This window comes from Kitasatospora sp. NPDC127111 (assembly GCF_042677465.1).
In the GTDB taxonomy this organism is placed as follows: domain Bacteria; phylum Actinomycetota; class Actinomycetes; order Streptomycetales; family Streptomycetaceae; genus Kitasatospora.
Genome location: NZ_JBHXTG010000021.1, coordinates 17,354 through 31,110 on the forward strand (window position 1 = coordinate 17,354; position 13,757 = coordinate 31,110).

Annotated in this window: 10 protein-coding genes; 4 read left to right on the plus strand and 6 right to left on the minus strand. The window is 73.4% G+C overall.

The window, feature by feature from the left end; genetic code table 11:
- The first annotated feature begins 140 nt into the window (after positions 1–140).
- A complete protein-coding gene (locus ACFVHB_RS15595) occupies positions 141–1,352 on the plus strand; it encodes an FAD-dependent monooxygenase (RefSeq protein ID WP_380321109.1) in 1,212 nt (403 codons plus the stop codon).
- A gap of 48 nt (positions 1,353–1,400) precedes the next feature.
- Here ACFVHB_RS15595 and ACFVHB_RS15600 read toward each other — a convergent pair whose 3' ends face one another.
- Together ACFVHB_RS15600 and ACFVHB_RS15605 are read right to left on the minus strand one after the other, a co-directional pair.
- Positions 1,401–2,351, minus strand: coding sequence for a DUF4232 domain-containing protein (locus ACFVHB_RS15600; RefSeq protein ID WP_380321112.1), 951 nt, complete (start codon positions 2,349–2,351; stop codon positions 1,401–1,403).
- 175 nt (positions 2,352–2,526) lie between these two features.
- A complete protein-coding gene (locus tag ACFVHB_RS15605; RefSeq protein ID WP_380321115.1) occupies positions 2,527–3,405 on the minus strand; it encodes a hypothetical protein in 879 nt (292 codons plus the stop codon).
- Positions 3,406–3,636: 231 nt separating this feature from the next.
- On the opposite strand from ACFVHB_RS15605, the gene ACFVHB_RS15610 reads away from it, so the two are divergent.
- Positions 3,637–3,912 carry a hypothetical protein gene (locus tag ACFVHB_RS15610; RefSeq protein ID WP_380321118.1) on the plus strand — a complete coding sequence of 92 codons (276 nt, stop codon included), beginning with the start codon at positions 3,637–3,639 and terminating at the stop codon, positions 3,910–3,912.
- Between the two features lie 137 nt (positions 3,913–4,049).
- Here the strand turns inward: ACFVHB_RS15610 and ACFVHB_RS15615 are convergent, their stop codons facing one another.
- The 4 genes from ACFVHB_RS15615 to ACFVHB_RS15630 all read right to left on the minus strand — a co-directional run bounded on the left by ACFVHB_RS15615 (position 4,050) and on the right by ACFVHB_RS15630 (position 6,597).
- Positions 4,050–4,772 carry an ABC transporter ATP-binding protein gene (locus tag ACFVHB_RS15615; protein ID WP_380321121.1) on the minus strand — a complete coding sequence of 241 codons (723 nt, stop codon included), beginning with the start codon at positions 4,770–4,772 and terminating at the stop codon, positions 4,050–4,052.
- Between the two features lie 258 nt (positions 4,773–5,030).
- Positions 5,031–5,234: a tyrosine-type recombinase/integrase gene (locus tag ACFVHB_RS15620; RefSeq protein WP_380321124.1), complete on the minus strand. Its 204-nt coding sequence runs from the start codon at positions 5,232–5,234 to the stop codon at positions 5,031–5,033.
- A gap of 20 nt (positions 5,235–5,254) precedes the next feature.
- Positions 5,255–5,842 (minus strand): hypothetical protein, encoded by a 588-nt coding sequence (locus ACFVHB_RS15625; RefSeq protein ID WP_380321127.1) that lies wholly within the window; start codon positions 5,840–5,842, stop codon positions 5,255–5,257.
- Between the two features lie 452 nt (positions 5,843–6,294).
- Positions 6,295–6,597, minus strand: a complete 303-nt coding sequence (locus tag ACFVHB_RS15630; protein WP_380321130.1) for a hypothetical protein — start codon at positions 6,595–6,597, stop codon at positions 6,295–6,297.
- An 849-nt stretch (positions 6,598–7,446) separates the two neighbouring features.
- On the opposite strand from ACFVHB_RS15630, the gene ACFVHB_RS15635 reads away from it, so the two are divergent.
- Both ACFVHB_RS15635 and ACFVHB_RS15640 read left to right on the plus strand, forming a co-directional pair.
- The gene (locus ACFVHB_RS15635; RefSeq protein ID WP_380321133.1) at positions 7,447–10,725 is read left to right on the plus strand and encodes an FtsX-like permease family protein; all 3,279 of its coding nucleotides are present in this window, start codon (positions 7,447–7,449) and stop codon (positions 10,723–10,725) included.
- Positions 10,722–13,712 (plus strand): hypothetical protein, encoded by a 2,991-nt coding sequence (locus tag ACFVHB_RS15640; RefSeq protein ID WP_380321136.1) that lies wholly within the window; start codon positions 10,722–10,724, stop codon positions 13,710–13,712. Before ACFVHB_RS15635 ends, ACFVHB_RS15640 begins: the two co-directional genes overlap by 4 nt.
- Positions 13,713–13,757 lie beyond the last annotated feature (45 nt).

Below are 13,757 nucleotides of genomic sequence, written 5' to 3' on the forward strand. Positions count from 1 at the left end.
GACCGCCCACCGGACCGGTCAGCCGTCGGTCCGTTCGACCCCGGGCCGCATGACCCCGGTTCGCACGACCCCGATCCGGACGACCCCGGGCCGGGCAGAGCCATCACACAAGACACCACATCACAACGGGGGAACATCCCTTGGCAAGAGACACCGTCCTGGTCTGCGGCGCCGGAATCGCCGGCACCGCGCTGGCGTACTGGCTGCACCGGTACGGCTTCCGGCCGACCGTGGTGGAGCGCGCGCCGGCGCTGCGCCAGGGCGGCTACAAGATCGACATCAGGGGCGCCGCGGTCGACGTGGTCCGGCGGATGGGCCTCCTGGAGGAGATCCGCAGCGAGCGCACCGGCATCCGCGGCGGATCCGTCCTGGACTCCCGAGGCCGCCCGGTCGCCGCCCTGGACGGCGACAGCTTCGGCGGGAGGGCCGGCGACGACGCGGAGATCCTCCGCGGCGACCTCAACCGGATCCTGTACCAGCACACCGAGCAGCACACGGAGTACCTCTTCGGGGACTCGGTGGCCTCGCTCGCCGAGACCGCCGACGGCGTCGAGGTCCGGTTCGAGAGCGGCCTGCACCGCACCTTCGGCCTGGTGATCGGCGCCGACGGCCTGCACTCCACCACCCGGGCGCTCACCTTCGGCCCGGAGGAGCGGTTCGTCAGGAGCCTCGGGTACCACGTGGCGATCTACAGCGTTCCGAACCACCTGGGGCTCGACCGCTGGGAGCTCACCTACGTGTCCCCCGGCCGCACCGCGCTGACGTACAGCACCGCGAAGGACAGCGGCGCCAAGGCCATGTTCCTGTTCGCGAGCCCCGGCACCGAGCACGACCACCGGGACCGCGCCCGGCAGGAGCGGCTGCTCGCCGACGCCTACGCCGGCGAGGGCTGGGAGGTGCCGCGCCTGATCGCCGGGATGTCCGCCGCCCCCGACTTCTACTTCGACCAGCTCAGCCAGGTCCACCTGCCGCGCTGGTCCCACGGCCGCGTCGCGCTGCTCGGCGACGCCGCCTACTGCGCCTCGCCCGCCTCCGGCCAGGGCACCAGCCTCGCCCTGGTCGGCGCCCACGTCCTGGCCGGCGAGCTGGCGGCCGCGAACGGCGACCACAGCCGGGCCTTCGACGCGTACGAACGCGAGATGCGGCCGTTCGTCGAGGAGAACCAGGAGCTCGGCCCGGCCAACATCCGGCGGATGGTGCTGGGCAGCCGGGCGCAGATCCGCTTCACGCTCGGCCTGCTGGCACTCGTCGGCCGGCTTCCGGGCAAGGACCGCATGATGGCGAAGGCACTGGCGCCCCTGCACCGGGCCGCCAACGCCATCACGCTGAAGGACTATCCCGCGCTCCGCTGACCGGGCGGGGCGCGGCCCCGGAGCAGGGGAGAAGCGCCGGAGGGCCGGTCACGGTCGGCCGTCCTCCCTGGTCCAGGCGCCGATGCCGAGGCGGCCGGTGGTGCCCAGGTCGAGTTCCGGGATGATCATGACGGGCGCCGCGTCCGGGAAGGCCCGAACCCGCGCGTAGGTGGCGTTGATCGGCTCACCGTCCTGTGCGGTGTTGCGCCACACCAGGGCGGAGCGGGCGCCCTCGCCCGGCTTCAGCGCGATCTCCTGCGGCGGGTTGTCCGCGCCGGTGCCGGCGGCGATCTCGGCGCCGCCCGACAAGAAGCGCACCCCCTCGATCGGCCGGTGCTCCGGGTCGAGCAGTTGCAGCTTCGGGTAGCCGTTGACGGTCACCGTGGAGGTTCCGCAGTTGCGCAGGTGGAGGCCCATCACGCGCAGCCCCATCGCGGCGTCGCCGTCGTCCGCGTACAGCCGGAGACCCGAGGCCGGGCACGGGCCGGCGGGCTGCGGGGCCTCGGCGCTGGGCACGCTGCGGACCTTGGTGACCTTCACGCCCGGCCCGGAGCCCGACCCGGAGCCCGGCCTGGCGGCCGGGTCGGCCCCCGCCGGCCACGCCGACCCGATCCGTCCCAGGTCGATCCGGCCCTTCACGGTGGCCCCCGGGGCGACCGCGGGGACGGTCTGCGTCACGGTGTCCAGCGCGCCCCCGGCCGCCGAGAGCACGGTGAACACCGCCGTCACATCGGAAGGCACACTGCCCGCGTTGGTCACCTCGTACTCCGCGCAGGCCGGGCCGGCGGCGGTGATCCGCACCCCGCCCTTCGCGGCCCCGGGCGCCGTCGACGGCAGCGGCGCCCCGCATGCCCCGGCGGTCCCGGACGTCGCCGTACCCACGGTCGCCGCCCCGGAGCCGCAGCCCGCGACCAGACCGGCGGCGACCGTGACCACCACGGCGGCCGCGACGGGCCGACGTGCCGAGAGCAGCTTGCGGAGATCCTCGATGTGACGCATCGTCCGATGCGATCACGCCCCGCGTCGAACGGCTGTGAGGGACGCCACTCCCCGTGCAACAGTCCTGCAACGCCCTGACCGGCGCGTTCCCCCGCTGCCCGGCTCCGGCCGGGAGACCCGCCACCCCGGACGCGCTTCACCAGCCCCCTCGGTTGCGGCGCGCGCGGACGGCGGGTCAGCTCGGGGGAGTGGCCGGTGCGGTCCGGAGGTGGGCGACCTGGGCGCGGTGCCGGGCCCACAGGGGGTGGCGTTCCTCGGCCTGGGCGAGCACCGCGGCCCTGGCCTCCTCCCCGGCGTCGAACGGTCGCGGGGAGAAGCGGCCGCCGGAGGCGCGGACGTGCCGTTGCCAGTCGTCCTGCCAGAACTCCACCGTCCAGCCCGGCCACAGCCTCGGCACCTCGTACGCCTGCGGCGAGGAGGGGAGGGACCACCAGCCCAGGCGGCGGCGTGCCAGGTCCAGGTGGACGCCGGAGTTCACGTGCAGGCGGCACACCCCGTGCTCGGGGGCGTCCGCCAGGCGGTCGAACAGGGAGGCGCCCTCGCGGACGGGATTGTCGAAGGCGCCCGAGGCGACGTGGCAGTGGTCGGTGCCGACCGTCACCACCACGCCGTCCGGGTCCGGCCAGGCCAGGTCCTCGTCCCCGGGGGCGAGGAACGGGGCCGGCCAGAGGGCGGATTCGCGGCAGCGGACGAACTCCGGATCCAGCCCGACGTACGCGCGCAGTTCGGCCGCGCCGTCGTACAGCCAGCGGACCTGCCAGCCCTGCCACGTCGCCCGGATCAGCTCGAAGGCGGCCGCGCGGTGCCGGAGTTCGGCGCTCGGCCCCTCCCATGCGAAGAACAGCAGAACCTTCTGGCCGAGGTCGAGCAGTACCCCGCCCTGGGCCATGATGTCGTCCAGCCACCATCCGTCCTGGCGGAGGTCGGGGAGCATGGCGAGTACGGCGTCCGGTCCGTTCAGCAGGTCGAGGTCGATCCCGACCGCCCGGCCGCTCCGGTACAGCTCGTGCGTGCCGTCCTCCCGGACCACGATGACGTTGGCTCTGTCTCCCATGGGGACAGGATGGCCAGGGCCGCTGGCGGCCGGCCACCCGATTTTCGGCGGCTGGGGGACGGGGCGGCCGGCGGAGTCCGGCACCTGCACTTCTCGGAGATCGCCTCCGCGGCTCGGCGGGTCTTCTCGGTGCGGGCGGCGGGCGGCGGGCGGCGGGCGGTCGGTGTGGGGTGGGCCCGGGCCGGGCCGGGCCGGGATGCGGCGGGTGCGGGTGGGGCGCAGGGTCGAGGTATGAGCGGAGTGATCGTGCTGGTCGAGCTGGAGTCGTCCACGGAGGTGCTGGACGCGGGCGAGGTCGACGTGGGTGCCCGGATCCGGTGGGTGCACGCGGCGCCGCCCGACCCGGACGTGCCGGAGGACCCGGGCCCGGTCACGTTCTGCGGGATCGACACCCGTGACCTCGAACGGGAGCCCTACCGGCCGGCCGGGCCGGGGGAGCCGTGGTACCCGCCCTCGCAGCGCACGCGTCGCTGCCGCGCGTGCGAGGCCGCGCTCAAGGCGCTCTGACGCGGGGCTCGGAGCGTGGTCCCGGACCCGGACCTGCCCCCGCCAGCCGGGCGCGCACTCCCGGCCCCGCCTGACTGCCGCGCTCCGGCCGGGTCGGGCCGCCCTTTCGGCTGCCCTCCGCCGGCCCGTCCGGTGATTCAGGCGGTCGCTTCGACGATCCGGCCGTCCTTGAGTTCGATCACCCGGTCGGCGAGCTCCATGAGGGTCGGGTCGTGGGTGGCGACCAGTGCGGTGACGCCCTCGCTGCGGACCACCGCGCGCAACAACTGCATGATCGAACGCCCGGTCTCGGAGTCCAACTGGCCGGTGGGCTCGTCGGCGATGATCAGGTCGGGCTCGTTGGCCAGGGCGCGGGCGATGGCGACCCGCTGCTGCTGCCCGCCGGAGAGCTCGCCGGGGCGCTGGTCGGCGTGGTCGGCGAGGCCGACCAGGGCCAGCAGGGTCCGGGCCCGCTCCTCGCGCCGGGCCGCGGGTACCTTGCGCAGTCGCATCGGCACCCCGACGTTCTCGGCGGCGGTGAGGACGGGGATCAGTCCGAAGGACTGGAACACGAAGCCGATCCGGTCCCGGCGCATGGCCAGCCGGCCCTCCTCGTCCAGGCCCGCCAGGTCGATGCCGTCCAGGGCGACGGTCCCGCCGGTCGGGGAGTCGAGGCCTCCGACCAGGTTGAGCAGGGTTGTCTTGCCCGAACCCGAGCGGCCCTTGAGGGCGGTCAGTTCGCCGCGGCCGATGCTGAAGGAGACGCCGCGCAGCGCGTGCACGGCCCGCTCGCCGGTGCCGAAGGTGTGCCGGAGGTCGGCGACGTCGACCATGGGCGCGGTCGTGGACGTGGTCACGGTGCCGACCGGTTGCTGCGTCATGCGGCGTCCCCCTGAATGTCTGTCGGTTCCGCAGTGATGCGGCTGGGCGGTTCTCTGACTCTGCGGTCACGGACCTCAACTTCGTGATGTGTCCATGCCTTATCGACGGTGCGTCAGGTGAGCGAGAACGTTCAATGCGGAGAATTTTGCTCACCAGGCAAAGCTGCCCTCTGAGCCCCTCACATCCCAGCAGTCACAGGCGAGTTGGTCAATCGATCGGCCCCGAAGCGAGCAGGGTGTCACAGTGTGTCACACTCGCTAACAGTCTTGCCCAGCCCAGCAGCTGGCCAGCTTGTCCGAGCCGGCCTTGAGGCTCTGGGGATCGGAGTGGACGTAGGCCCGCTTGGTGAAGGAGAGATCGGCGTGGTCGGCGTAGGCGGAGACCACGGTGTCGGGCACCCCGTTGTTGGCCACCCAGGAGTGGGTGGCGTGGCGGGCGTCGTAGAGGCGAACCTTGCGCACGCCGGCCTTGGGCACCAGGGTTACTTGCGGAGGGCTCCTTCCCAAGGGCACCACACCATAGGCCGGCGCAACACTGCATCATTAGCCTCGGCTAGCTTCTTACGATAGGCATGGCGGATGACTTTCGCGTCATGGAGCTCGTCATAGGATAGTCCGCTATGCTGCGGTCCCACATAGTGCCAGTACTTCGATTCTGTTGCTCGATCTGATAGCTGCAAATACCTTACAGTCAGAAGATCGATTGTGCTATGCCAGAGGAGCTGTGGGGTATCCGACTGAAAGTAGGCCTCCAGCTGAGCCTCAATGGTCTTTGCTCTTACGCGAACATCTTTGTAGCTTTCTTCAAGCTCGCTCCGTGCATCCCTCTGCTCCTTGCGAGCTGACCTGGACCTGCCCTCGTGCTGCTCCTTGACTAGCTCGTACTGGCGTGTTTGACGATAAAGTGTGCTTGCTGCATCTGTCATCTGGACGATTAATTCAAGACGAAGATTGTGCCCTTGGCGGCGATCCTGAGCCCGCCTCGTGATCCATGCGGCAAGCACCCCGCCAATCACTACGGATACGGCTGGACCGGCGATCACAAGCACTAGTTGCTGCCAGTAAGGCATCTGACGGCCTCTAATACATTTTGGCGCAGGTTGGATTTTTTTCTTAGGCGGGCGGCGACATGAGCGGAGCGTCCGAAGGTTTTAAGCTGGTATGGGGAGGTTGGATCTATTCTTGCCCCCCGTGAGCCGTGGCCTGCGTGACTGTGGGCCCTTCGTATTGCCTAAGTAATTTAATGTCAATGTGATCCCGATCGGGCTACAGGGTGCTTGTTATTTCAATCTGCTCGACTGCGTGCTCGCGCCGGAGTGCAGAGCTGTCGGCATTCGAAATGCCAACTGCTTCACCCTTCCCTCGGTATTGACATTGGAAAATCCGAGCTCAATCTTTGGGGTAGGTAAAGATTTCTTGCGATTGATCTATTGGCGCGGGGCGCAACCTTGCACATAACACATATGAAGGAATGGAAGGAGATTGGCCCCCATGCGGCTGGAGAAAAGGTTGATTTTTCAGATCATTCAGTGCTTACATTCCGCTCCACTGACAAGATCCTGCATGTAATATGCGCCCCCTCTCCGATGGGCTTCAATCCCTTTGTGTCTTCATCGCCATTGTTCTGACTCTGGCCGGGAGCGAGCTTGGATACAATGCTGCCGGCCATATCCAGCCGGTTGCCCTGGCTATCGACGAATTCAACCGAGATGAAGTAATCCGAGACCTTGGTAGTGTGGTTCATTACTTTTAGATCCGCTACCCCAACGAAATGACCGCTGTGGTAGCTGAGATGGTACGGATCGTCCGTAACGGTGCAGCCCAACAGCTGCACATCCTCGGCCGGCGGGTGTGCCTGGGTGGGGGTCTGGGGCGTCGCTGGGGCTAGCGGGAGTGAAGGCGTTGGTTGCGGGGGCGGCGTCGACGCTGGCGTTGACTGGCCCGTATTGGCCGGGCCGACGACGTTCCCGCTTGATCCGCACCCCGCCAGCACAAGGCCAGCTGCTATCACCGCGCCCATGCAACCGGCAACCACACGTATGCGAACCATGCTGGCCATAGTGCACCTCCAGCACCTTCTACCGTCTCACTGGAAACTCTCCGCGGCAACGCTGCGAGGGGCGATTGTGGCGTTCTGTAGTCAAAGCGCCTGGATGGAAACACCCCGTCACGACTGCGCGGAAGCTCAGAGTGTGGGCACTGCCCAAGACTCGACCCCTTGCCTGACTCTCGCGTGTGGCGACCCCTGTGGGGCGACGCACCTCTCCGAGGCGGGCGCTTCGCATTAATGGTCATGGACTCATCAAGAAATGGCTGTGCTCTACGGGCTCCTGGTGCCCTTTGAGGTGGCCTCGGGCAGCTGCCTGTGCCATGCATTAGTCGCGGCCCCCTCTCGGGCTGGCTGGATGCGACCTCCTGGCCTGGGCGTTTGCTGGAGTGTCTGGACGAGCTAGGCGTTTGTAATTGGCCTTTCAGTGATCACCAGTTACATGATTCGCGCAAGTCCCTTCCGTTCTGGGTACGGATCTGACAGCATCGTCCGCTATCCGGTGATCAAGTGCCGGTGATCACCGCCTCGGCCCGTGACGGGCGTTCATCCCTGGTCGGCTCCTGTTCGGGGTGGCCGGGCAGCCGTGCGGGGGGCCGGGGCGAAGTCATCAGGGGGAGGAACGGGATGCTCGGCTTCGTCGTGCGCCGTCTGCGCGGGCGACTGCCGCTGGCCGGTGCCGTCCTGCTCACCGTGCTGATCACCACGGCGGTGCTCACCGCGCTTGTGGCGTTCAACCGGACGGTCGGGGAGGCCGGGCTGCGGCAGGCCCTGCAGGGGGAGGGGCACGCGCGGACCACGGTCCTGGTGAGCGGCGAGCACGGGGCCGACAAGCGGTCCGCCGACGACACCGCGGTCGCCGCCTACGGCCGCAGCCTCTTCCACGGGCTCGCCGTCCGCACCGAGAGCCTGGCCCGCAGCCGCTCGTACGGCCTCCCGGCCGCACCCGCCGCGGCGCCCGCCGGCGGGGCGCCGGGCCAGAAGGCGGCCGTCGACCTCACCCTGCTCGCCTCCCTCGACCGCGGCCGCGTCCACCTGCTCGCCGGCGCCTGGCCCGCGGCCGTCCAGCCACCGGCCCACGGCGTCGCGCCGGGGCCGGTCGAAGTCGCCGTCCCGCAGACCACGTTGACCCGCCTCGGCCTCGCCGCCGGGAACCTGCCCGCCGAGATCCGGCTCGACGACCGCTACGACGGCCGGCCGCTCACCGTGCGCGTCACCGGGATCTACCGCGCCGACGACCCCGCCAACCCGTACTGGGGGCTCGACACCCTGGGCGGCCGGGAGATCCAGACCGGCGGCTTCACCACCTACGGACCGCTGCTGGTCGACGACTCCGCCTTCACCACCGCCGTCGTCCCGCAGAGCGGCCGCAGCTGGCTGATCGGAGCGGACTTCGCCGGCATCCACGACACCGGGGCCGCCGCCGTCCGCGACCGTGCCGCCGGCCTCGCCGGGGACCTGACCAGGGCGACCGGCCTGCAGGTCCGGACCGAACTCCCGGTGATGCTGCGGGAGGTGGAGTCCAGTGCGCTGGTCGCCCGCTCCACCCTGCTGATCGGCGCGCTCCAACTCGCCGTCCTCGCCGCCGCCGTCCTGCTGCTGGTGGTCCAGCTGATGGCCGCCCGGCAGGAGGGCGAGAACGCGCTGCTGGCCGCGCGCGGAGCCTCCGGCGCCCGCCTGGGCGCGTTCTCCGCCATCGAGGCGCTGCTGCTCGCCGTGCCCGCCGCGCTCCTCGCGCCGCTGTTCACGCCACTGCTGCTGACCGCCCTCGCCCACCGCGGGCCGCTCGCCCGGGTGCCGCTCGACACCGGGTTGAGCTGGACGCTCTGGCCGCTCGCGGCCGTGTGCGCGCTCGTCTGCGTCCTGCTCACCACCGCCCCCGCGCTGCTGCGCGGGGCCGGCAGCGCCGTGCTGCGCCGCGCGGGCCGCCGCCAGGCGCTCGTCGCCAACACGGTGCGCTCCGGCGCCGACCTCGCGGTGGTCGGCCTCGCCGTCCTCGCCTACTACCAACTGGCGCATTACGAGGGCGGGTTGTCGACCGACGCGAGCGGCCGGCTCGATCTCGACCCGGTCCTGATCGCCGCCCCCACCCTGGCGCTCGGCGCGGGCACCCTGCTGGTGCTGCGCCTCCTCCCGTTCGCCGCCCGCCTCGGCGGCCGGATCGCCGCGCGGGGCCGCGGCCTGGTGCCGGCCCTGGCGGGCTGGCAGCTCGCGCGCCGCCCCGGCCGGGCCACCGGACCGGTCCTGCTGCTGGTGCTCGCGGTCTCCACCGGCGTGCTGGCGCTCGGCCAGCAGCGCACCTGGTCCGAATCCCAGCGGGACCAGGCGGACTTCGCCACCGCCGGCGGGCTGCGGATCACCGGCTCGCAGCTGACCTCGATGGGCCAGGGCGGCCGCTACGGCTCGCTGCCCGGCGGCGAGCGGCTGATACCGGTGATCCGGCAGGAACACTCGCTGCCGGCCGGCGCCACCGGCCAGGTGCTCGCCCTCGACGCCGCCGGCTTCGCCGACCGCGCCCGCGTCCGCCCGGACCTGCTCGGCGGGCAGCGCGGCAAGGACCTCTTCGCCCCGCTCGCCGCGCCCGCCCCCGCCGGGGCTCAGGCCGGGGTGCCGCTGCCCGGCCACCCGGCCCGGATCGACGTCGACCTCGTGAACGAGCCGTCCGCCGGGGCCGCCCTGCCGCCGGACGTCTGGCTGCTGGTGCGGGACCGCTTCGGCGACACCTTCCGCGCCCGGCTGGCCGGTGTGCCGGTGCGGGGCAGGGCGGTGGCGACCGCGGACCTCGCCGGCCTCGCCGCCGCCCCGGTCGGCGCCCCCGCCGGGCCGCTCACCGTCGCCGGCCTGGTCGTGGTGTTCGGCACCGACGAGGACTCCGCCCGGACCGGGGAGTTGAGCGTGCAGGGCGTCGCCGTCGCCGACACCGCGAGCGGCCCGGCCACCGCCGTGCCCGCCCCGGCCGGCCTCGGCTGGCGGACCAGCACCGCCCCCGGGGAGTCCGGTTCCGGCTCCGAGCTGCTGCCCGCCCGGGACGGCCGGATGCTCGGGCTCCGCTACGCGCCGAAGGGCCGCGGGGCCGGCGTCGTCACCCGGGCCACCCTGGTGCCCGCCGGCACGGAGACCCCGGACGTACTGCCCGGCCTCGCCACCCACGGCTACCTCGCCGGCGTCGGCGCGGCCGTCGGCGACACCGTCCAGGTGACGTTCGGCTCCGTCGGCCTGCGGGTCAGGATCACCGGCGCGGTCGACTCGCTGCCCGTCGCCGGGGACAAGGCCGTCGTCATCGACCTCGCCGCCGCCGGCCGCCTGTTCGCCGCCGGCGGGCGCCAGCTGCCGGACCTCACCGAATGGTGGCTGCCCGCCACCGGACCGGGCGACCGGGTGCCCGCGGAGGCGGCCGCCGCGCTGCGCGCCACCCCGGGCGTGCAACGGCTCCTGCTGAACGACGAGGTGGCCGCCGGTCTGCTCGCCGACCCGCTGAGCGCCGCCCCGCAGAGCGCCCTCGCCGGCATCGCCCTGGCCAGCACCGTCCTCGCCGCGATCGGCTTCGCCGCCGCCGCGGCGGCCTCCGCCCGCGAACGCGCCGCCGACTTCACCGTGCTGCTCGCCCTCGGCACCCCGCGCAGGTGGCTGGTCCGCACCGCCGCGGCCGAACAGGCCGTCCTGGTCCTGCTCGGCAGCCTGGCCGGCCTCGGCCTGGGCGCCCTGATCGTCCGCCTGATCGTGCCGCTCGTGGTGCTCACGCAGGCGGCCCGCCGTCCGACGCCCGAGGCGCTGGTCGTCCTTCCGCTCGGCTGGTCACTGCTGCTCGCGGCCGCGATCGCCGCCGTACCCCTGCTGTCGGTGTTCCTGACCGGACGCCGCCGTCGAGACGTGGCCGCCCGGCTGCGGCACGTGGAGGAGATGTGACCACCCCGGCCGACACCCGCACCCCCCGCGTCGGCGGGGCCCGGCCGGCCGCCGGACACCGGCCCGCGCCCTGGGTCCGCACCCGGCTGCGGTCGGCGCGGCTCGCCGCCCTGCTCACGGCGGCCCTCGCGTTCGGCACCGTCTTCCTGGCCGCCGCGTTCCCGCGCGCCGTCGACCGGGGGACGGACGACGCGCTGCACCGGTTCCTGACGGACCGCGGGCCCGCCTGGAACACCCTGATCGCCACCGCCGACCACCGGAACGACGCCGCCGACCTCGACGAGGTCGCCCGGAAGCTGGCATCGCGGCCCGGCAGGACGTTCCGGTACGCGGAGTCGGGCCCGGTCCACGGGGCGCGCGGCGACAGGTTCCGCGAGATCTCCAACCCCGGCTACGCCCGCCCCGACGGCCTGAAGCCGAGGGTCAGCCTGATGTACCTGCAGGGCGTCGCCGAGCGGGTCACCGTGGTGGCGGGCACCTGGCCGACGGGGTCCGGCGGCCAGGACGGCGCGGTGCCGATCGCGCTCAGCAAGGCCGCGGCCGACAGCATCGGCATCCGCCTCGGCGACGTCCTCCAGGGCGGCGAAGGGCCGGGCCCGGAACTCGCCACGGTGGTCGGCCTCTACACCGTCAAGGACCCGCGCGACCCGTACTGGTACGATCTCGGCTGCCTCGACCGCGCCTGCGCGCAGGGGAACCCGCACGTCGCCCTCGCGGCCGACGGCCTCGTCGCCGCCGACGCGCTGGACCGGCTCGCCCAGTGGGGCGCCCACGCCACCGACTTCTGGCGGCTGCCCGTCGACACCGGGGCGCTGCACGCCCGCGACCTGCCCGCGACCGGCCGGGAGATCAACGGCTACCTGACCGGCCCCAGCGCCGTCGGGCTGGCCGCCTACACCGGCCGGGACGACCTCAGCCTCGGCTCCCAGCTGCCCACCGCGTTCAACCAGGCCATCGCCCGGCAGAACGCCGCCGCGCCGCTCGCCGCGATCGGCCCGGCCGGCCTGGCCGCGGTCGGCGCCGTGGTGCTCTTCCTGGCCGCCGGCCTCACCACCGACCGGCGCACCGCCGAACTGCGGCTGCTCCAGGCCCGCGGCGGCTCACGCGGTGGTGTCCTGCGGCGCCTGCTCGGCGAGGGCGCGGTGACCGTGCTGCCCGCCGCCGCGGCCGCGACCGCGCTCGCCCTCGTGCTGGTGCCGACGCCGCGCTGGACGGAGGCCGTGCTGGCCGCCCTCGCCGCCACCCTGATCGCACTGCTGGGTTTCCCCGCCCGCGCGGCCCTGTTCTGGTCCCGGCCGCGCCGGCGGAACGCGGGACGCCGGCTGGTCGGCGAACTCCTGGTGCTGGCCGTCACCGCCGCGGCCGTCCTGGAGCTCCGCCGGCGCGGCGTCGCGCCGGCCGGCCAGGAGCCGGACCTGCTGCTCGTCGCCGCCCCGCTGCTGCTCGCCGTCACCGGCGGCCTCCTGCTCGCCCGGCTCCAGCCGGTCGTGGTGGGGGCGCTCGCCCGGGTGGCCGGCCGGCGCCCCGGCCTGGTCGGCTTCCTCGGCCTGGCCCGCGCCGCCCGCGGCAGCGGCGGCCGGGGCCGCCCCTCGCTGCTGCCGATGCTCGCGCTCACCCTCGCCGTCACCACGGCCGGCTTCGGGGCCACCGTCCTGGACGCGGTCGACGGCGCCCGGCTGCGCGCCGCCCGGGGCGTCGTCGGCGGGGACGCGGCCGTCGGCACCCCGACCGGTGTCACGCTGCCGACGCGGTTCACCGAGGCGGCCGCCAGGATGCCCGGCGTCCGGCTCGCCACCGGCGTGTGGTGGGAGAGCGAGGTGTTCCTCCTCGGCAGCGACGTCGCGCCGACCCGGGTCAGCGTGCTGGTCGTCGACCCCGGGGCCTATGCCGAACTGTCCCGGAGCGTCGGCCGCGGCGGGTTCGACCCGGGCCTGCTCGCCGGCGGCGCCGGCGGGCCCGACGCGCCGATGCCCGCCCTCTTCAGCACCGCCCTGGGCGAGCGGCTCACCGCGGGCAGCTACCGCCTGCGGCTGCCCGACGGCTGGGAGCTGAACGCCGGGGCGGCCGGCCGGATCAGTGCCACGCCCGCACTCGTCGGCGACGACCGCAAGTTCGTCGTGCTGCCGTCCGGGCCCGCCGTCGCGCAGCGCCCCGAGCTGGGCCGGCCCAACCTGTGGTTCGGGGTCGGCGACATCGACGAGGGGCGGCTGAAGCGGCTGGTGCGCGAGCTGGCGGCGCCGACGGCCTGGCGGGTCGCGTTCGGCGAGCACCCCGGGATGGTCCTCCCGCCGGTCGCGGCCGGGGCCGTGTCGGCGCCGCCGGCCGCGCCTGCCGCCGGAGCGCCCGCTGCTGGGTCGGCCGCCGGGACGGTCGCCGGAGCGCCCGCTGCTGCGCCTGCCGCCGGGACGGCCGCGCCGTCGCCGGGAGCGGACACCAACGCGTCCGGTGGCTCGGACGCGGCCGGCGCGGGCGGCGCCGACGAGGACGCCCTGCTGAGCGGCTACCAGGTGCACACCAGTACGGCGCTGGCCGCCGGGTTCGCCGATGACCCGCTCCAGCGCTCGGCCGGCCGCCTGTTCTGGGCCGCCGTGCTCGGCGCCGGCGGGTTCGCGCTGCTCGCCGTCCTGCTGACGCTGGTGCGGACCGCCCCGGAACGCGCCGCCCTGCTCGCCCGGCTGCGCACCATGGGCCTGCGCCCGCGGCAGGGCCTGGCCCTGATCCTGGCCGAGGCCGTACCGCAGTCCGTCGTCGCGGCGGTCGGCGGCGGCCTGGTGGCCCTGGCCGCCACGGCCCTGCTCGGACCGGCGTTCGACCTCTCCGTCCTGGTCGGCGCCGAGGTGCCGCCGGGGCTGGAGCCCGCGGTACCGCCGGTCCTGCGCCAGGTGCTCGCACTGGTGGCCCTGGTCACCGTCGGTGTGGTGGCCGAGGCGCTGATCGCCGGGCGGCGCCAGATCGCCACCGAGCTCAGGGTGGGGGAGCAGCGTTGACGGACAGTGGACGGGCCCGGCCGCACGGCCGGGCGGACGGCAAGG

Bases quoted from the DNA above. Each gene is read 5' to 3' on its own strand.
- ACFVHB_RS15600 (WP_380321112.1), bottom strand. From the start codon at position 2,351: ATGCGTCACATCGAGGATCTCCGCAAGCTGCTCTCGGCACGTCGGCCC.
- ACFVHB_RS15635 (WP_380321133.1), top strand. From the start codon at position 7,447: ATGCTCGGCTTCGTCGTGCGCCGTCTGCGCGGGCGACTGCCGCTGGCC.
- ACFVHB_RS15605 (WP_380321115.1), bottom strand. From the start codon at position 3,405: ATGGGAGACAGAGCCAACGTCATCGTGGTCCGGGAGGACGGCACGCAC.
- ACFVHB_RS15610 (WP_380321118.1), top strand. From the start codon at position 3,637: ATGAGCGGAGTGATCGTGCTGGTCGAGCTGGAGTCGTCCACGGAGGTG.
- ACFVHB_RS15625 (WP_380321127.1), bottom strand. From the start codon at position 5,842: ATGCCTTACTGGCAGCAACTAGTGCTTGTGATCGCCGGTCCAGCCGTA.
- ACFVHB_RS15615 (WP_380321121.1), bottom strand. From the start codon at position 4,772: ATGACGCAGCAACCGGTCGGCACCGTGACCACGTCCACGACCGCGCCC.